Consider the following 17,000-nt stretch of genomic DNA (forward strand, 5'->3'; position numbering starts at 1 on the left):
TGGCTAAATTGCAAGAAAATGTAATGATACAGCGCGGCGGACTGAAGCGGACCGGGGTAGAATTGTCGCCCCGCCCTATCCTTGACCGCCGCGCATGCCCCACGCCCTCACCCTGCCCAAGCTCCGACTGGAAACCGCCGCCCTGTGGCGCCTGGCCTGGCCGATGCTGATCGGCCAGCTGGCCACGGTGGGCATGGGCGTGGCCGACGTGGCAATGACCGGCCACGCCAGCGCCGACGAGCTGGGTGCGGTGTCGCTGGGGGCGTCGATCTGGACCATCATCCTGGTCACCGTCAGCGGCACCATGATGGCGATTAACAGCGTGGTGGCGCACGACGTCGGCGCCGGCGCGCTGGAACGGATCCCGCACGCGGTGCGGCAATCGCTGTGGAAGGCGCTGGGCGTGGGCGTGGCGGCGATGCTGCTGGCCAACCTGGCGACCCTGCTGTTCGAGCACCTGTACCTGACGCCGTACGTGCAGCGCCAGGCCGAGTTGTTCGTGCACGTGATCAGCATCGGCCTGCCGCCGTTCGCGGCCTACCGCGCGCTGTACGGCTACAGCACCAGCATCAACCAGACCAAGCCGGTGATGCTGATCGCCCTGCTGGGCCTGTGCTTCAACGTGCTGGTCAACTGGCTGCTGATCTTCGGCCACTGGGGCCTGCCCAGGCTGGGCGGGGTGGGCTGCGCGGTGTCCACCGGCCTGTGCATGTGGCTGATGCTGGCCGCCATGCTGGCCTGGATGCGGGTGGCGCCGGCCTACCGCGCCACCTATCCGTTCACCCACTGGGAGTGGCCGCACTGGCCGGAGATCCGCTCGATGCTGCGGCTGGGCCTGCCGATCGGCGTCACCTATTTCGCCGAGGTCAGCGCGTTCGGCGCGGTCAGCCTGCTGATCGCGCGCTACGGCGTGGTGCAGATCTCCGCGCACCAGATCGCGCTGAACTTTTCCTCGCTGGTGTTCATGGTGCCGCTCAGCTTTGGCATCGCGCTGATCACCCGCGTCGGCCAGGCGGTGGGCGAAGGCAATCCGGGGCGGGCGCGCTTCGTGGCCTGGACCGGGGTGGCGATGTCGCTGGCGTTTGCCGTGCTGTCGGCGCTGTTCATCGTGGTGTTCCGCCAGCAGATCGCCCAGGCCTACACCTCCGACCCGGCGGTGCAGGCGGTGTGCGTGCAGCTGCTGCTGTTTGCCGCGCTGTTCCAGCTGTCGGACGCCACCCAGGTCGCGACCTCGTGCGCGATCCGCGGCTACAAGGTCACGCGCCAGCCGATGCAGATCCAGCTGCTGGCGTTCTGGGGCTTCGCGCTGCCGCTGGGCTGCTGGCTGGGGCTGGCGCCGCGCTGGCTGCCGTGGACGCCGGCGCAGCCGATGGCGGCGGCCGGCTTCTGGATCGGCCTGGTGATCGGGCTGACGGTGGCGGCGGTGCTGCTGAGCTGGGCGCTGCAGCGGCTGTCGCTGGCGCGGGCCACCGAGGTGCGGGCGGCCGGGGCGCGGACCGGCTGAGGCAATATGGCCGGCACCGGCACCGAAGGAAAAACGGTTTTCCCGCGCGGATTCAGAACATTGCCGTCTCGCCACGAGCGGGCCGCTCTGGTATCGTCTTGGCTTCCGATAACCAAGAGACACTCCCCTCCATGCGCTTCATCCTCTGCTTCCTCGCCCTGCTGGCCGGCGCCCACGCCTCCGCCGAAAAACTCACCCTGGACCGTTTGCACGCCGACCCGTCGCTCAGCGGCCCCGGCGTGCGCAGCCTGAAGGTGTCGCCGGACGGCGCCCGCGTGACCTTCCTGCGCGGCCGCGACGACAACCAGTTCCAGCTCGACCTGTGGGAATACAACCTGAAGAACAAGACCACGCACCGCCTGGTCGATTCCAAAATCCTGGTGCCGGAGGAGCAGCTGTCGGACGCCGAGAAGGCCCGCCGCGAGCGCGAGCGCACCGCCAGCCTGAAGGGCATCCTCAGCTACAGCTGGTCGCCGGACGGCAAGCAGCTGCTGGTGCCGATCGCCGGCAATCTGTACCTGATCGACGCCAGCAAGCCGGACGCCGCGCGCATGGTGGCCTCGGGCAATGTGATCGATCCGAAGATTTCGCCGCGCGGCCGCTACGTCTCCTTCGTGCGCGAGCAGAACCTGTACGTGATCGACCTTTCCACCGGCAAGGAAAAGCAGCTGACCACCGACGGCGCGGGCACCATCCACAACGCCGAGGCCGAGTTCGTGGCGCAGGAGGAGATGGGCCAGACCAGCGGCTACTTCTGGGCACCGGACGACTCCGCCATCGCCTACAAGCGCTACGACGAGGCGCCGGTGCCGGTGGTGCGCCGCTTCGAGATCTTCGCCGACCGCACCGACGTGGTCGAGCAGCGCTACCCGGCCGCCGGCGATGCCAACGTGCTGGTACAGCTGAAGATCGTGTCGCCGGTCAGCGGCGAGACCCGCAACGTCGAGCTCGGCGCCAACGCCGACATCTACCTGGTGCGCGCCGACTGGAGCGGCAGCGCCAAAGCCCTGCTGTTCCAGCGCCAGAGCCGCGACCAGAAGACGCTGGAGCTGGTGTCGGTGGACGCGGCCACGCTGGCGCAGAAGGTGCTGATCACCGAAACCTCGCCGACCTGGGTCAGCATCTTCGACGACCTGCGTTTCCTGGCCAACGACAAGGGCTTCATCTGGTCGTCCGAGCGCAGCGGCCGCAAGCACCTGTACCAGTACGACATGAACGGCAAGCTGCAGCACGCCATCTCCAGCGGCGCATGGGGCATCGACCGCGTGCTGGCGCTGGACGAAAAAGGCGGCCGCGTGTTCGTGCAGTCGAACCGCGACGCCGTGATCGACAGCCAGACCTACGCGCTCAAGCTCGACGGCAGCAGCGCCGACAAGCCGCAGCGCATCACCCAGGGCGACGGCTGGCACGACTCCTCGTTCGCCCGCAACGGCGAAGTGTTTGTCGACACCTACTCCGATCCGGACACCCCGCCGCAGGTCAGCATCCGCCGCCCGGACGGCGCCATGATCAGCTGGCTGGAGCACAACGAGCTCAACGCCTCCCACCCGTACGGCAAGTACCTGGACGCCCACCTGCACACCGAGTACGGCACCCTGAAGGCCAAGGACGGCCAGACCCTGTACTACTCGATGATCAAGCCAAGCGGCTTTGACGCCTCGAAGAAATACCCGGTCTACCTGTCGACCTACGGCGGCCCGCACTCGCAGCACGTGGCTCGCCGCTGGGGCAACTTCTTCGACCAGTACATGGCGCAGCAAGGCTTCGTGGTGTGGCGCCTGGATAACCGCGGCTCGTCGCGCCGCGAGCGCGTGTTCACCGACGCCAACTACCACAACCTCGGCAAGGTCGAGGTCGAAGACCAGATCACCGGCATCGAGTGGCTGGGCAAGCAGAGCTTCGTCGACGCCAGGCGCGTGGGCGTGTTCGGCTGGAGCTACGGCGGCTTCATGACCTTGCGCCTGCTGGCCGAGGCGTCGGACAAGATCGCGATGGGCGTGTCGGTGGCGCCGGTGACCGACTGGTCGCTGTACGACACCCACTACACCGAGCAGTTCATGGGCACGCCGAAAGAAAACGCGGCCGGCTATGAATCGGGCGGCGTGTACTCGCACCTGGACGGGCTGAAATCGCCGCTGCTGCTGATGCATGGCATGGCCGACGACAACGTGCTGTTCACCAACACCACGCGCATGATCGACGCGCTGGTCAAGCGCAATGTGCACTTCGAGCTGATGACCTATCCGGGCGCCAAGCACGGCATCTCGGGGCGCGCGCCGCAGCGCCATGTGTACGGCAACATCGAGGCCTTCTTCAAGAAGAACCTGATGCCGGAAACGAAATAAATCGTTCTTATAATAAAAACAGCCGCTGCAAGCGGTAATGCCGTTCAGTTAAGGGTAGTCGTTCCCGCGAAAGCGGGAACCCATGCGGAGCTTGTCTCGCAGGCGCTGTATGGATTCCCGCTTTCGCGGGAATGACGGCGGGCGACTCAAGCTTAACTGAACGGCATTACGCTGCAAGCGGCTGTTTTTATTTCAAGCGCAGCGATGCAACGATTAGTTGCGGTTGCCTTTGGAGATGTCCTTCACGGCCTCCTTGGCATCGCCCAGGCCTTTTTGCAGCTTGCCTTCAGCCTGCTTGTTCAGGCCCTTGGCTTGCTGCTCCGAGCTGCCGACCAGCTTGCCAGCCTCTTGCTGGATTTTGCCGCCGATGTCTTTCGCCGTACCTTTCACTTGATCCTTGTTCATGATGCACTCCTTGGTGGGTGATGAAGCTACAGGACACGCAGCGCAATGCTGTGTGCATGAGGCCCACTATAGGCAGACGCCGGCTGGCATTCTGTGCGCTTGCGCACCAAGGCGGCAATCAGGCTCTGCGCCAGACGCTGGCCAGCCAGGGCTGCTGATCGCGCGGCAAGCCCGGGGGTCGGTAGTAATGTTGGACGGCGATAAATCCCGCTGCCAGCAGGTAACGCTCCCAGGTTTCGTAATCGTAGTAGCTGCCGTAGCGCGGGCCGTTCCAGCCTTCGCGGTTGTCGCCGCGCGGGTTGGAGCTGAACAGCACGCCGCCGGTTTTCAGCGCGGCATGCAGGTCGCGCAGTACTTTCGGCAGCGCCGCGCTGGGCACGTGGAACAGCGAGGCGTTGGCGTAGATGCCGTCGAAAAAACCGGCGGGCAGATCGAGGTGGACGAAGTCCTGCTGCCACGCTTCGCAGCCGCTGTAGGCGCGCGCCATCTCGACGAATCGCGCCGAGCCGTCCACGCCGATCGCTTCGTGGCCCATGCTCTTGAAGGTCTTCAGGTCGCGGCCGGGGCCGCAGCCCAGGTCCAGCAGGCGGTATGGCGCGGGGGCTTGTATCGCCTCCAGCAAGGCGGCGATGTTCTGGCTGACGTCGTGGTCGATGGTGCCGGCGAAAAACTGCTCGGCGTTGCGCTCGTAATGCTGCAGCGTGGTCTGAGTGATCTGCTCGATAGGGTCGGATTCCATGCCGCCAGTATATACGGCTGCATGGAACCCTTCCTGCCCGGCTTACCAGACGCGCACCCGGTCCTTCGGTGCGAGGTACAAGGTCTGTCCCGGCTGCACGTTGAAGGCCTGGTACCAAGCGTCCATGTTGCGGACGGTGGCGGTGCGCCACTTGTCCGGCGCGTGGCCGTCGGTCAGGATCGCGCGGCGCAGCGCGGCATCGCGCTGCTTCTCGCGCCAGCTCATCGCATAGCCGATGAAGAACTGCTGGTCCGCTTCCGCCGTCACGCGCTTGTTGTCCAGCGTGGTGTGATAAGCGTCGTATGATGCCGCCAGCCCGGCCAGATCGGCCAGGTTCTCGCTCAGGGTCTGCTGGCCGTTGATGGCCAGGTCCGGGAACGGCTTGTACGCGGAATACTGCGCCGCCAACGCCGCCGACGCCTGCTTGAAATGCTGGCCGTCCGACGCAGTCCACCAGTCGCGCAGGCGGCCTTGCGAATCGAACTGCGCGCCCTGGTCATCGAAGCTGTGGCTGATCTCGTGGCCGATGGTGGCGCCGATGCCGCCGTAGTTCATCGCGTCGCTGGCGTTCGGATCAAAGTACGGCGGCTGCAGGATCGCGGCCGGGAAGTTGATCGCGTTCTGCATCGGCATGTTCACCGCGTTGACCAGCTGCGCCGGCATGCACCACTCGGCGCGGTCCACCGGCTGGTGCAGCTTGGCCAGCTGCTGCTGCGTATGCACGCGTTGCGCGCGCAGCAGGTTGCCCAGCGCATCGCCCGGCACCACGTCCAGCTGGTCGTAGCTGGCCCACTTTTCGGGATAGCCTATGCCCACGTACAAGGTCTTCAGCTTGGCATGCGCTTCTTTTTTGGTGGCCGGCGCCATCCACTCCAGCTGGTCGATGCGGGTGTGGAAGGCGTCGACAATCTTGCCCACCATCTGCTGCAAGCGCTGCTTGGACTCCGGCGGGAAATACTTGGCCACATAGACCTTGCCCAGCGCATCGGGCATCGCCGCATTGACGGCGGCCAGGCTGCGCTTCCAGCGCGCCGATTGCTCCGGCGTGCCGCTCAGCGTGCGGCCATAAAAATCGAAATGCTGGTCGGCCAGCGCCTTCGGCAGCGCGCTGCTGACTTGGTTGATGCGGTGGAAGGCGAGGAAATCCTTCCACGTTTCCAGCGGCACCGACTGCACCAGCCTGGCCGCGCCGACGATGGCGGTCGGATGCCAGACGATGAATTTTTTCTGCGCGCCCAGGCCGGCGCTGGCGAAGAAGGCGCTCCAGTCCAGGCCCGGCGCCTTGCGCGCGAAATCGGCGGCGCTCCAGTTGTTGTTGGCCTTCAGCACATCGGCCGAATCCTCGCGGCTGGCGTGCGCCGTCGCGATCTGGCGTTCCAGTTCGACCACGCGCGCCGCGCGCGCTTCCGCGTCGGCGATGCCGGCCAGCCTGAAGGTGGCGGCGATGTGCGCCTGGTATTGGCCGCGCAGCTTTTGCATGGCCGGCGTGTCGTCCAGGTAGTAGGCGCGGTCCGGCATGCCCAGTCCGCCCTGCAGCAGGTAAGGCGTGTAGTGCGCCGAGTCCTTCAGGCCTTGCGCGATCCACAGGCCGAACAGGTTTTCAGTGGAGAAGTTGGTGGCGTTGAGCGGATCGACGTCGGCCTGCAGCGAGCCGCCCAGCGCCTGGGCCAGCGCGCGCTTGTCGCCGATGGCGGCGATCTGTTTCAACAGCGGCTGCAACGGCGCGAGGCCCCGGGCCTCGATGCCCGCCTCGTCCATGAAGGCGGCGTAATAGTCGGCGATTTTCCTGGCCTCGGCGTCGGCCGGCTGCTGCGCCATTGCCTGGATCAATTTCACGATGCGCTGGTTGGTGTCCTCGATCAGGGCGTTGCCCACGCCCCAGCCGCTGCGGTCGGCCGGGATCTCGACGCTGTTGAGCCAGTCGGCGTTGACGTAGTCAAAAAAATCGTCGCCCGGCAGCACGGCGCTTTTGGCGGCGGCGGTCGATGGGGCGGCGGAGGTCGGCTCGGCGCGCAGCGGCGCGGCCAGCATCAGGGCGGCGCAAACGGCCAGGCTTAACTTGCTTGCAGATGGGTGCATGGATGTCCCTTGGTCGTGGATCTGGTTGAACGGCAGGCGTGGTACGCCAGCCTGCACTTTATCGTCGCGCCATGCCAGATGGCGCGGCTTTGCGACGAACGGCGGATTTGGCGGAACAGACGGTAGCAACTCGGCAGAAAAGAGACGCCTGCCCAGCAAATCGCTTCATTCATTGGGCGAATCGCTATATAGTTAGCCTATAGCAACGCGCTAATTACCCAGGAGATAAATATGAAACTTGATGCCCTGTTCCAGAATCCAACTGCGTTGCCCACTGCGCCTAAAGTCGTGGAAGAGCTGATCAGCAGTTTCGACAAGGCCAGCGTTTCGACCGAAGAGATCGCGAAGAAGCTGTCGACCGATCCGGTGCTGAGCGCCAAGCTGCTGCGCCTGGCCAACTCGGCCTACTACCACGTCTCGCGCAGCATCGGCACGGTGGAGGATGCGGTACTGATGCTCGGCTTCGTGACCGTGCGCACGCTGGTCATCAGCTCCGGCCTGGTCAGCGGCTTCAAGACCGTGCCCGGCCTCGACCTCAAGCAATTCTGGCGTTACAGCCTGCACACCGCAGTGTCGGCCAAGTGGATTGCCAAGAAAACCAAGGAAAACACCGACCTCGCCTTCACCATCGGCATGATGCACGCCATCGGCCAGCTGGTGATCCACTCGGCGATGGCCGAGCAGGCGATGGCGCTCGACAAGGTGGCCGGCCCGCTGGACGCGCGCCGCCTGGACGCCGAGCAGGCCTCGTTCGGCTACACCTTCGCCGACGTCGGCGCCGAGCTGGCCAAGCGCTGGAAGTTCCCGCTGACGTTCTCGGAAACCATCCTGGCCTTCCCCGAGCCGCACCACAACGGCGAGCTGAACCGCCTGGCCGCCGTTGTCTCGCTGGCCGCCTGGCGCGCGCGCGTCGAGCAGGCCGGCTTGAGCGAGGACGAAATCGCCGCCTGCTATCCGGCCGACCTGGCCGAAGAACTGGGCCTGGACGACAACGCCCTTATCGACGAAATGCCATCGCCGGACGAACTGAGCGCCGGCCTGGAAGAGCTGGTCAAATAAGCCAGCTTGTTTTAAAGACTATGGAAAGCCGCCGGTTTCGTGCCGCGCGGCTTTTTTTTTAAATATTTTTTCAAAACACCCTAAAGTTCCCATTTAAGGCGACGTTAATCAGGACATGCGGTAATCCGTTATAACTAGCCAGGGTGAGAACATGACCTCCACCGAAGTCCTCTCGATGTACGAAAACATTGCCGGTTTGACCAATCAAATGGCCGCCGCCGCACGTCTGGGTGATTTCGACGGCCTGAGCCGCCTGGAAGCGCAGTGCACCAGCGAAGCCCGCGCAGTGAGCACCGGCGTACCGGCCCTGAGCGGCGCGCCGCGCCTGCGCAAGATCGACCTGCTGAAACAAATCCTGGCCAACGACCGCGCCATCCGCGACGTCACCGAACCTTGGGCCAACAACGTGCCCGGCATGCCGCGCCAGTAAAAACCGTCAGCCCAATAAAAAAAGCGCCCTAAGGCGCTTTTTTGCTTTTAGGGCAATCAGCCCGCCAGCGCTACCTTCAGCGACAAGGCGATACCCTGCGCGGCCTGGGTGATCTCGTCCAGCGACGGGAAACTCGGCGCGATACGGATGTGGCTATCCTTGGGATCATTACCGTACGGGAAAGCCGCACCAGCCGGCGTCAGCGTGATGCCCGCCTCCTTGGCCAGCGCCACGGTGCGCTTGGCCGAACCGGCCGGCGTCACCAGGTCGATGAAGTAGCCGCCCTGCGGACGCGTCCACGACACGCCCGGCACATCGGCCAGGTAGTGCTCGAACTGCGCCAGCACCGCGTCGAACTTCGGCTTCAGCAGCAGGCGGTGCTGCTCCATCAGGGCCTCCAAGGTCGGCAGGTCCTTCAGGAAACGCACGTGGCGCAGCTGGTTGATCTTGTCCGGGCCGATGCTGCGGATGCCCGCATGCTTGGTCCACCAGGCGATATTGGCCGGCGACGCGGCCAGCGCGGCAACGCCCGAACCGGCCCAGCTCACCTTCGACGACGACGCGAACACGATCGCGCGGTCCGGATTGCCGGCCTTGGCGCAGGCGTCCAGGATGTTGGTCACTTCCAGCTTCTGCTCGCCCAGATGATGGAAACGGTAAGCGTCGTCCCACATCAGGCGGAAGTCCGGCGCCGCCGTCTTCATCGCCGCCAGGCGGGCCACCACGGCATCGGAATACACCACGCCGCCCGGATTGCTGTACTTCGGCACGCACCACATGCCCTTGATGCTGGCATCCTCGGCCACCAGTTTTTCCACCAGGTCCATGTCCAGGCCGGCTTCGGTCATCGGGATGTTGATCATCTTGATGCCGCGCGCCTCGCAGATGGCGAAGTGGCGGTCATAGCCCGGCACCGGGCACAGGAAGGTCACCGGCTCGCGCACCCACGGCGCGTTGCCGGGCGTGCCGTTGAGCAGGCTGTAGATGATCACGTCATGCATCAGCGACAGGCTGGCGCTGCTGTCGACCACCACCTGCGCGGCCGGCACGTCCAGCAGCTTGCCGAACAGCTCGCGCGCTTCCGGCAGGCCGATGGTGCCGCCGTAGTTGCGGCCATCGGTGCCGTCGGCGGCCTTGTAGCCGTCCAGCGCGCCCATCAGGGCGTTCGACAGATCCAGTTGTTCGGGGGCTGGCTTGCCACGGGACATGTCCAGTTTCAGGCCGAGTTGTTTGAAAGCCTGGTATTGCTCGTGGTGCTGAGAAGGGAGATCGACTGCGGTCATAGCGCTCTTTCAGTATGGGGAAGACGGTGGGCGTCGAATACTATACCCCAGATTGCCTGACCCCGATAAGAGCGTACAGTTATATACTTATTACTGCTGCATCATGGATTCCGGCGTGACTTCGTGCAGCGGCGGCGCCTCCATCGGCTGATCGCCCTCGCCGGCCGGCTTTTTCTTGCGGAATCCCTGCCAGATCTGCAGCGGCCCGCTGCCGCGTTTCTTGCGCAGATACAGGTAGCCGCCGGCGCCCAGCAACAAGGCCAGCACACCCGCGCCAGCGGCGACCAGCATCGTATTGCTGGAGGCCGGTTCCGGCGGTTTTTCCTTTTTGTACTTCAGCTTGGGCAGCACGCGTACCTTCTTGACCGGCGCCGATGCCTCCGCGGAGGCCGGCGCGGAAGCGGAAGCCGAAGCCGAAGCCGAAGCACTATGCGCGGCGGCCGGTGCCGATGCCTGCGCCGACGCCGGCGCCGATGCCGCGTGCGACGCCGAAGCAGCCGCTGCATGTCTCGCCGCAGCCTCGCCGTTCGCCCCGCCGCCGCGCGCTCCCGACGCAGCCGGCGCCGCCGCACTGGCCGCCCCGGCCTTCGCCGCCAAAGCGCCCTGCAGCAGCTTGACCTTGCCCTCCAACTCAACCAGCTTGCTGGACAACTCCACGCTGTGCGTATCCAGCGCCGCGCATTCCTTCGCGCTCATGCCCGACGGCGTGCACGCAGCCGGAGCCGCCGGCCGCTTCACGCCCTTGGGCAGCGGCAGCGGCGGCAACGGCAACAAAGCCTGCGCCACGCCCAGCGGCACGCCGCCATCGGCCTGCGCCGCCTCGCTGCTGGCCGACGGTTTGGCCGGCGCCTTGCGCGGCGTCGCCCCCATCGCATCGGCTATGCGTTCCGGCAAATTGCGCACCGCCAGTGCCGCCCGCCGCGATGGCGCGCCACCATGCAAACCAGCCGGCTCGCCCACTTCGGATTCATGCGTCGACGGCATCGGCGCCGGCCGCGTCCGGTCGCGCACCGGTGCCACGGGCGCCGCCTCCGCCACCGGAGCGGCGGCCGCTGCCGCTGCAGCCTCCCTGGCCTCCCTGGCCGCCCGCTCGGTGCGCGCCAACGCGGCAGCCTGCGCCGCCGTCAGGGCCGGCGGTGGCGGCGGCGCCGGATTCGGATCAGCCTGCAGCCACACGGTCGCGGCACGCACGTCCTGGCGCCCGGCGGCGCTCAGCTCAAAGAACAAATGGACATAGTCGGCATCGATATTGCGGGTGGTGGTGATGTGCAGGAACTGCCGGCCATCGCGCCGCACCACCGACAGGTGCAGCGTGGCCAGTGCCGGGTTCATGCTGATGCTCGCGCCCCGGAACACATCCTGCGGCGCCAGCCGGACCTGCAAGCCCGACACCTCGTCCGGCGCCAGCTGCACCAGCTCGATATCGGCCGCCAGCGGCTGACCGATAAAGGAGCGCACGGCGATATCGCCCAGCTCCGCCGCCGGCGCGGCGGCAGCCAGCAGCAAGGCGCCGGCGCAAGCAAAAATCGTGGTCAGGAATGGTGTGCGCTGCATGTCGGGGTCGCTTGGACGCGAATTCTTAAAGTGTATCAGCTATAACGGCTGATTTTCCCGGTTTTGTAGCCCTAGGTTAATTTTTCAGGACTGCGCTACACTGGCAGGCACTTAGCAAACTCACATGATTGCCTCCGCGCGCAAAGGAAAAACCATGAACACCAGAAGTGAACGTGACAGTTTTGGCCCGATCGACGTCCCCGAGCACCAGTTGTGGGGCGCGCAAACCCAGCGCTCGCTGGAACACTTCCACATCTCCAGCGAGCGCATGCCGCCCGAGCTGATCCACGCGCTGGCCAGCGTCAAGCGCGCCGCCGCCCGCGTCAACCTGGACCTGGGCCTGCTGGAAGGCGCCAAGGCCATCGCCATCACCCAGGCCGCCGACGAGGTGCTGGCCGGCAAGCACGCCAGCGAATTCCCGCTGGCCGTGTGGCAGACCGGCTCCGGCACCCAGTCCAATATGAACATGAACGAAGTGCTGGCCAACCGCGGCTCCGAGCTGATGGGCGGCGTGCGCGGCGAAGCGCGCAAGCTGCACCCCAACGACGACGTCAACAAGGGCCAGTCGTCCAACGACATCTTCCCCACCGCCATCCACGTGGCGGCCGCCCAGGCGCTGGCCGGCAAGGTGCTGCCAGCGCTGCGCGCGCTGCGCGACAGCCTGCACGCCAAGGCCGAGGCCTACGCCGACATCGTCAAGATCGGCCGCACCCACCTGCAGGACGCCACGCCGCTGACCTTGGGCCAGGAATTCTCCGGCTACGTCGCCCACCTCGACTTCGCCGAGCGCGCCATCAGCACCGCCCTGCCCGGCGTGCTGCAGCTGGCGGCCGGCGGCACCGCGGTCGGCACCGGCCTCAACGCCCACCCCGAATACGCGCACCGCATCGCCGCCGAGCTGGAGCACACGCTGGCCCTGCCCTTCCGCAGCGCCGACAACAAGTTCGCCGCGCTGGCCGGCCACGACGCCCTGCTCTCGGCGCACGGCGCGCTCAAGACCCTGGCCGCCGCGCTGATGAAGATCGCCAACGACGTGCGCTGGATGGCCTCCGGCCCGCGCTCCGGCCTGGGCGAGATCAGCATCCCGGAAAACGAACCGGGCAGCTCCATCATGCCGGGCAAGGTCAACCCCACCCAGTGCGAGGCGCTCACCATGCTGTGCTGCCAGGTGTTCGGCAACGACGTCGCCATCACCATCGGCGGCGCCTCCGGCAACTTCGAACTGAATGTGTACAAGCCGCTGATCGCCCACAACTTCCTGCAAAGCGCGCGCCTGCTGGCCGACGGCATGCGCAGCTTCGAGGAGCACTGCGTGCACGGCATCGAGCCCAACCGCGGCCGCATCGCCGAGCTGATGGAACGCTCGCTGATGCTGGTCACCGCGCTGGCGCCGCACATCGGCTACGACAAGGCCGCCACCATCGCCAAGCAGGCCCAGCATGAAGGGACGACGCTGAAGGAGGCCGCGCTGGCGCTGGGCTACGTCAGCGCCGAGCAGTTCGAGCAGTGGATCGTGCCGCTGGAGATGACCCGTCCCGGCGCGAAAGGCTAACTAAGAAGAAGGTGGCTCAAAATGAGCGTGGCTAGGCGCGGCGACGAAGACAGTGCGCCTGCACGGCAAGGAGCCGCAACGACGCCACGGTCATTTTGAGGCGCCTTCTCAAAAACCGTAGGAGTAGCGCACCCCGGTGAGCCAGTCCGGCCGGGCGCTGGCGTCGTGGCCGGGGTTGACCCGCCACATCACGGCGCCGGTCAGCTTGCCGCCGCGGCCATCGCGGCCGAACGAGGTGGTGTAGCCGAACTCCAGGTCGCGCTCGGTGGCGGTCGGCCGCAGGTTCAAGGTCGGCGCGCCGAAGGCCGGCGCGCCCGGGTCGCCGGACTGCGGCGCCGAGCCGCTGTATTGCAGCGTGCCGGAGCGCACCTTGGCCGGGATCGACAAGGTCACCGCGAAGCGGTCATGGCTGTTGAACACCTGGCGGGTCGACAAGCCCACGCTGAATGCCATGGTCCGCACCGACGACACCTGCGCGATCAGGCTGTCGGGATTGCCGATGCCCTCGGTCTTGCCGTAGGACGCCATCAACATCAGCGCACTGCGCGAACTGAGCGCATAGCCCAGCGAGAGCGAGGTGAAGGTGGTGGTCGGCCGGGTGTTCATGGCCAGCGCCGGCGTCTGCTGCGAGCCCAGCGCCGAACCGGTCTCGCGCAGGATGCCGATGGTCAGGATGCCGACCGCGCGGCCCATTTTCTTTTCGAAATCCGCGCTGGTCAGGAAGCGCTTGCTGTATTCGTTGAGCATGGGGCCCAGCGGATCGAGCAGCGCCAGATTGTCCGGCAAGGCGCCGAAATGCAGGCGCGGCACGCCGGCGTAGGCGGCGCCGTAGCGCGGCGCGGCGTCGTTCTGCAACTGCTCGCTCAGCGCCGACTGCCGGTCCGCCGCGTCGAACAGCAAGGCCGAATTGGCCCGTTTTTCAAACGCGGGTGGCGGTTTTTGCAGGGAAAAGGGATCGGATGCGGCAGCGCCCGCCAAGCCGGAAAGCGGACAAATCAGGACTGCGACTGGCCAATAGAGCTTATTCATGATGCAACTCACTGAGGGCAAACCTCGCTGCACAAAAATTCAGCAGTTAACTCAGAATAGCAATTTTTTTTCTCGACGGCAACCTCAACCGTAAGGTATTCATGGAGTAAACTGCGACCCTGTCGGAATGCCGCTACACTACTGAAAGCAGGCGCCGGCGCCGATTTCACATCATAGCAACAGAGGATAAAATGCAGAAAGTAAGTTTTGAATTGAGCGGGGAATTCGTTGAGCTGAATCAGCTGCTCAAGCTGGTCGGCCTGTGCGACAGCGGCGGCGCCGGCAAGATGATGGTCGCCAGCGGCGGCGTCAAGGTCGACGGCAAGCAGGAATTACGCAAGACCGCCAAGATCCGCGCCGGCCAGCAAGTGACCGTGGCCGACATCCGCATCAGCGTCGAAGGCGCGTGAATTGATCTTGCATTTGGGCAATAACGACCTAAGCTGAAGAGAATGGCGGGAAGGCGCGTTTGATCCGGCGCAAACGGGCGGACCTGAGCGCCGATATATTGGGATGGCCTGCTACCCGGCTTGTTCAACCAGTTTTATGACCAGGGGAACGTCATGGACGATCCTGCACACAATATGCAAACACAGGAACGCCTGCTCGACGACCTGCGGCAAGTGATCGAAAACGCCGAGGAACTGCTCAAGAACACCGACCAGTACGACGGCACCTTGTATCAGGCGGCCCGCGCCAAGCTGGCGCAGGCGCTGCTGACCGCGACCGAGGAGCTGGCGCGCTTCGAGGACACCCAGCTCGCCCGCATGATCGAGCTGACCGCCGCCGCCAGCCGCCTGCACCGGGACCTGACCGGCGAGGCCAAGCTGATGCGCGCCTTCCGGACGACTTAAGCGGCCCGTCGGCCGGCCAGCCACGCATCGAGCGAAAACTTGCCCGGGCCGAAGGCCACCAGCGCCAGCAGCATCGCCCCCCAGTAGAAATGATCGTTGATCGCGGCCGGGCATTCAAAGCTCAGCAGCTGCGGGTAGGAGATCACCGCCATCGCGTTCACCAGGAACAAGGCCAGCGCCGCCGGCCGCGACACCAGGCCCACCCACAGCAGCAGCGGCAACGCCAGCTCGCCGGCCGCGCCCAGGTAGGCGGCCAGGTCGGGCGGCAGCAGCGGCACCATGTACTCGTCGTGGAACAGCGCCAGCGTCGCGCTCCAGTCGCTCACCTTGATCATGCCGGCCTTGAAGAATTGCCAGCCCACATAGCAGCGCAGAGCCAGGCTCATCAGTGAACCGCCCCACGCGGTCAGTGCCGCGTCGTAGCGGGATAATTGTTGGTGCAGTCCGAGGATAGTTTTCATCTTAACGCTTCCAAAATTAGTTAGTCGCCATCAGATCTCTATCCTGACAATCAAGGCGAAATCTATCCATAGCTGCAAATTGGCGGCGAAATCGTAGTCCTCGTCCAGCTCGAACGCCGCATCGAGCGCCGCGCCCAGCTCGCCGCCCGCGGCCAGCACCGACAGCGCCGCGTGGCTGGCCGCGCTCAAGGGCAGGACCTGGGTCTTCCAGCGCGGCCGCGTGACCAGGCCGTGGCACGGCGTCGCCAGCTCGTCCGGAAAGGCCACGCCGCTGCCGGACTGGTGCGCCTGCCACAGCGCCACCGTCGCCCAGTCCGACGCCAGCAGCGTGCAGGCCGGATGCAGCTGCAGCCGCGCGGTCTCGATCTGCTCCGGCGTCAGCGCCGCCATCTGCTGCGCCGTCACGCCCTCGGCCGACGGCGCGTAATGGGCGCGGTGCAAGGTCCACTCCAGCGTCGCCATGTCCGGCAGGTACGGCAGGTCGGCCACATGCGGGAAGGTACTCAGGAAGGCGGCGAAGTGCGCGCCGAAGCGGTTCAGGTCGCCACTGTCGGACGGATGCTCGCGGCCGTAGGCCTGCGCCAGGCCGCCGAAGAATTCCTCGCCCACCAGCATCTGGATCACCGGATAGGCCGCGCCCAGCGTCTTGCTCCAGGTGGCGCTGAGATTGCCGCGATACAGCGCGTAGCGGTGCTCGTTGTGCTCGCCTTTGAACAAGGCCAGCGCCGCCGGCGTCTGCCGCGCGTCGAACAGCGCGCCGGCGAACACCTGCTGGCTGGCGGCCAGCGCCGGCGCCTGCTCGTCCATCGCCACCGCCGCGCGCGGCGCCCCGGCCACCGCCTGCGCCAGCGCAGTGTGGCGGCGCTGCAGCAGGTCGGCCTTCTCCGCCTCGCCCAGCAGCACGCTCAGTTCGGGAATGTCGGTATCCCACTCGATCAGCGTCGGCACCGCGCCGAAACGCTGCAGGGCCGCCTGGTACAGGTGCCAGACCGGCTCGGCCACCGTGTCGCCGTGATGGTCGATCACCGCCTGCGGCGTCACCAGATGGCCGGCCAGATGCATCTCGCCCACCATGCCGGGACGGATCGCGGCCAGCGCGGCCAGCGCGTCCTCGCCGTGGTTGCATTGATTGACGTAGAGATTGTTAATGTCCAGCAGCAGCCCGCAGCCGGTGCGCGCCGCCAACGCCGCCATGAATTCCGCCTCGCTCATGGCGTCCTGGCGGAAGCGCACATAGGTCGACACGTTTTCCAGCAGCAGCTGGCGCTTGAGCGTGTCCTGCACGCGGTTGACGCGCGCGCACAGCAGGTCGAGCGCGGCCTGGTCCAGGGTCAGCGGCAACAGGTCGTTGAGCTGGCGGTCGCCGATGGCGCCCCAGCACAGGTGTTCGGACACCAGCACCGGTTGCACCCGGTCCACCAGGCTGCGCACGCGTTCGAGATGATGCTCGGAGAAGCCGCGCGCCGCGCCCAGTCCGAGCCCGACGCCATGCAGGCTGATCGGATAATCGCGTCGCAGTTGCTGCAACACGTGCCAGTCCCAGCCGGCTTGATCGAGATAATTTTCGGTATGAACCTCGAGCCAGGCGACGCTGGGCCGCTGCTCGACAAACTGCCGGTAATGCGGAGCCCTCAGCCCCACGCCCACGCCCGGCAACGACTGCGCTGGACCTGGCAAGGACATGGCTCCGCGACCGGCTGCTGCGA

15 protein-coding genes are annotated in these 17,000 nt (G+C 65.9%); 7 read left to right on the top strand and 8 right to left on the bottom strand.

Features of this window, described 5'->3' with window-relative positions; all coding sequences use genetic code 11:
• Positions 1–94: 94 nt before the first annotated feature.
• Positions 95–1,504 carry an MATE family efflux transporter gene (locus tag ACEN9O_RS01215; RefSeq protein ID WP_495615848.1) on the top strand — a complete coding sequence of 470 codons (1,410 nt, stop codon included), beginning with the start codon at positions 95–97 and terminating at the stop codon, positions 1,502–1,504.
• A gap of 131 nt (positions 1,505–1,635) precedes the next feature.
• Entirely contained in the window at positions 1,636–3,849 is a 2,214-nt protein-coding gene (locus ACEN9O_RS01220) for a S9 family peptidase (protein WP_495615849.1), read from the top strand.
• Between the two features lie 213 nt (positions 3,850–4,062).
• On the opposite strand, the gene ACEN9O_RS01225 is transcribed toward ACEN9O_RS01220, so the two are convergent.
• The 3 genes from ACEN9O_RS01225 to ACEN9O_RS01235 form a co-directional block, all read right to left on the bottom strand.
• Positions 4,063–4,254: a CsbD family protein gene (locus ACEN9O_RS01225; RefSeq protein WP_495615850.1), complete on the bottom strand. Its 192-nt coding sequence runs from the start codon at positions 4,252–4,254 to the stop codon at positions 4,063–4,065.
• Positions 4,255–4,372: 118 nt separating this feature from the next.
• A complete protein-coding gene (locus tag ACEN9O_RS01230; RefSeq protein WP_495615851.1) occupies positions 4,373–4,993 on the bottom strand; it encodes a class I SAM-dependent methyltransferase in 621 nt (206 codons plus the stop codon).
• Between the two features lie 42 nt (positions 4,994–5,035).
• Positions 5,036–7,072: a M13 family metallopeptidase gene (locus tag ACEN9O_RS01235; RefSeq protein WP_495615852.1), complete on the bottom strand. Its 2,037-nt coding sequence runs from the start codon at positions 7,070–7,072 to the stop codon at positions 5,036–5,038.
• A 231-nt stretch (positions 7,073–7,303) separates the two neighbouring features.
• Here ACEN9O_RS01235 and ACEN9O_RS01240 point away from each other — a divergent pair, with 231 nt between their 5' ends.
• Together ACEN9O_RS01240 and ACEN9O_RS01245 are read left to right on the top strand one after the other, a co-directional pair.
• A complete protein-coding gene (locus ACEN9O_RS01240) occupies positions 7,304–8,131 on the top strand; it encodes an HDOD domain-containing protein (protein WP_495615853.1) in 828 nt (275 codons plus the stop codon).
• A gap of 151 nt (positions 8,132–8,282) precedes the next feature.
• Positions 8,283–8,561 (top strand): flagellar protein FliT, encoded by a 279-nt coding sequence (locus tag ACEN9O_RS01245; RefSeq protein WP_495615854.1) that lies wholly within the window; start codon positions 8,283–8,285, stop codon positions 8,559–8,561.
• A gap of 56 nt (positions 8,562–8,617) precedes the next feature.
• Here ACEN9O_RS01245 and ACEN9O_RS01250 read toward each other — a convergent pair whose 3' ends face one another.
• Together ACEN9O_RS01250 and ACEN9O_RS01255 are read right to left on the bottom strand one after the other, a co-directional pair.
• A complete protein-coding gene (locus ACEN9O_RS01250) occupies positions 8,618–9,844 on the bottom strand; it encodes an aspartate aminotransferase type Ic (protein WP_495615855.1) in 1,227 nt (408 codons plus the stop codon).
• A gap of 90 nt (positions 9,845–9,934) precedes the next feature.
• Complete coding sequence (locus ACEN9O_RS01255) at positions 9,935–11,398, bottom strand: type IV pilus assembly protein FimV (RefSeq protein ID WP_495615856.1); 1,464 nt, start codon at positions 11,396–11,398, stop codon at positions 9,935–9,937.
• A 154-nt stretch (positions 11,399–11,552) separates the two neighbouring features.
• On the opposite strand from ACEN9O_RS01255, the gene fumC reads away from it, so the two are divergent.
• Positions 11,553–12,950: a class II fumarate hydratase gene (fumC, locus tag ACEN9O_RS01260; protein ID WP_495615857.1), complete on the top strand. Its 1,398-nt coding sequence runs from the start codon at positions 11,553–11,555 to the stop codon at positions 12,948–12,950.
• Between the two features lie 108 nt (positions 12,951–13,058).
• Here fumC and ACEN9O_RS01265 read toward each other — a convergent pair whose 3' ends face one another.
• Positions 13,059–13,979 carry a hypothetical protein gene (locus ACEN9O_RS01265; RefSeq protein WP_495615858.1) on the bottom strand — a complete coding sequence of 307 codons (921 nt, stop codon included), beginning with the start codon at positions 13,977–13,979 and terminating at the stop codon, positions 13,059–13,061.
• Positions 13,980–14,170: 191 nt separating this feature from the next.
• Here ACEN9O_RS01265 and ACEN9O_RS01270 point away from each other — a divergent pair, with 191 nt between their 5' ends.
• Both ACEN9O_RS01270 and ACEN9O_RS01275 read left to right on the top strand, forming a co-directional pair.
• A complete protein-coding gene (locus ACEN9O_RS01270; RefSeq protein ID WP_495615859.1) occupies positions 14,171–14,389 on the top strand; it encodes an RNA-binding S4 domain-containing protein in 219 nt (72 codons plus the stop codon).
• A gap of 153 nt (positions 14,390–14,542) precedes the next feature.
• Complete coding sequence (locus ACEN9O_RS01275; protein ID WP_495615860.1) at positions 14,543–14,833, top strand: hypothetical protein; 291 nt, start codon at positions 14,543–14,545, stop codon at positions 14,831–14,833.
• On the opposite strand, the gene ACEN9O_RS01280 is transcribed toward ACEN9O_RS01275, so the two are convergent.
• Both ACEN9O_RS01280 and bufB read right to left on the bottom strand, forming a co-directional pair.
• Positions 14,830–15,294: a DoxX family protein gene (locus tag ACEN9O_RS01280; protein ID WP_495615861.1), complete on the bottom strand. Its 465-nt coding sequence runs from the start codon at positions 15,292–15,294 to the stop codon at positions 14,830–14,832. The genes ACEN9O_RS01275 and ACEN9O_RS01280 overlap by 4 nt on opposite strands.
• A 30-nt stretch (positions 15,295–15,324) precedes the next feature.
• Positions 15,325–16,977, bottom strand: coding sequence for an MNIO family bufferin maturase (bufB, locus tag ACEN9O_RS01285; RefSeq protein ID WP_495615862.1), 1,653 nt, complete (start codon positions 16,975–16,977; stop codon positions 15,325–15,327).
• Positions 16,978–17,000 lie beyond the last annotated feature (23 nt).

Source organism: Duganella sp. Dugasp78 (assembly GCF_059491455.1).

Excerpts from the sequence above, each read along its gene's own strand:
- ACEN9O_RS01215 (WP_495615848.1), top strand. The coding sequence starts at position 95 with ATGCCCCACGCCCTCACCCTGCCCAAGCTCCGACTGGAAACCGCCGCC.
- ACEN9O_RS01220 (WP_495615849.1), top strand. The coding sequence starts at position 1,636 with ATGCGCTTCATCCTCTGCTTCCTCGCCCTGCTGGCCGGCGCCCACGCC.
- ACEN9O_RS01225 (WP_495615850.1), bottom strand. The coding sequence starts at position 4,254 with ATGAACAAGGATCAAGTGAAAGGTACGGCGAAAGACATCGGCGGCAAA.
- ACEN9O_RS01230 (WP_495615851.1), bottom strand. The coding sequence starts at position 4,993 with ATGGAATCCGACCCTATCGAGCAGATCACTCAGACCACGCTGCAGCAT.
- ACEN9O_RS01235 (WP_495615852.1), bottom strand. The coding sequence starts at position 7,072 with ATGCACCCATCTGCAAGCAAGTTAAGCCTGGCCGTTTGCGCCGCCCTG.
- ACEN9O_RS01240 (WP_495615853.1), top strand. The coding sequence starts at position 7,304 with ATGAAACTTGATGCCCTGTTCCAGAATCCAACTGCGTTGCCCACTGCG.
- ACEN9O_RS01245 (WP_495615854.1), top strand. The coding sequence starts at position 8,283 with ATGACCTCCACCGAAGTCCTCTCGATGTACGAAAACATTGCCGGTTTG.
- ACEN9O_RS01250 (WP_495615855.1), bottom strand. The coding sequence starts at position 9,844 with ATGACCGCAGTCGATCTCCCTTCTCAGCACCACGAGCAATACCAGGCT.
- ACEN9O_RS01255 (WP_495615856.1), bottom strand. The coding sequence starts at position 11,398 with ATGCAGCGCACACCATTCCTGACCACGATTTTTGCTTGCGCCGGCGCC.
- fumC (WP_495615857.1), top strand. The coding sequence starts at position 11,553 with ATGAACACCAGAAGTGAACGTGACAGTTTTGGCCCGATCGACGTCCCC.
- ACEN9O_RS01265 (WP_495615858.1), bottom strand. The coding sequence starts at position 13,979 with ATGAATAAGCTCTATTGGCCAGTCGCAGTCCTGATTTGTCCGCTTTCC.
- ACEN9O_RS01270 (WP_495615859.1), top strand. The coding sequence starts at position 14,171 with ATGCAGAAAGTAAGTTTTGAATTGAGCGGGGAATTCGTTGAGCTGAAT.
- ACEN9O_RS01275 (WP_495615860.1), top strand. The coding sequence starts at position 14,543 with ATGGACGATCCTGCACACAATATGCAAACACAGGAACGCCTGCTCGAC.
- ACEN9O_RS01280 (WP_495615861.1), bottom strand. The coding sequence starts at position 15,294 with ATGAAAACTATCCTCGGACTGCACCAACAATTATCCCGCTACGACGCG.
- bufB (WP_495615862.1), bottom strand. The coding sequence starts at position 16,977 with ATGTCCTTGCCAGGTCCAGCGCAGTCGTTGCCGGGCGTGGGCGTGGGG.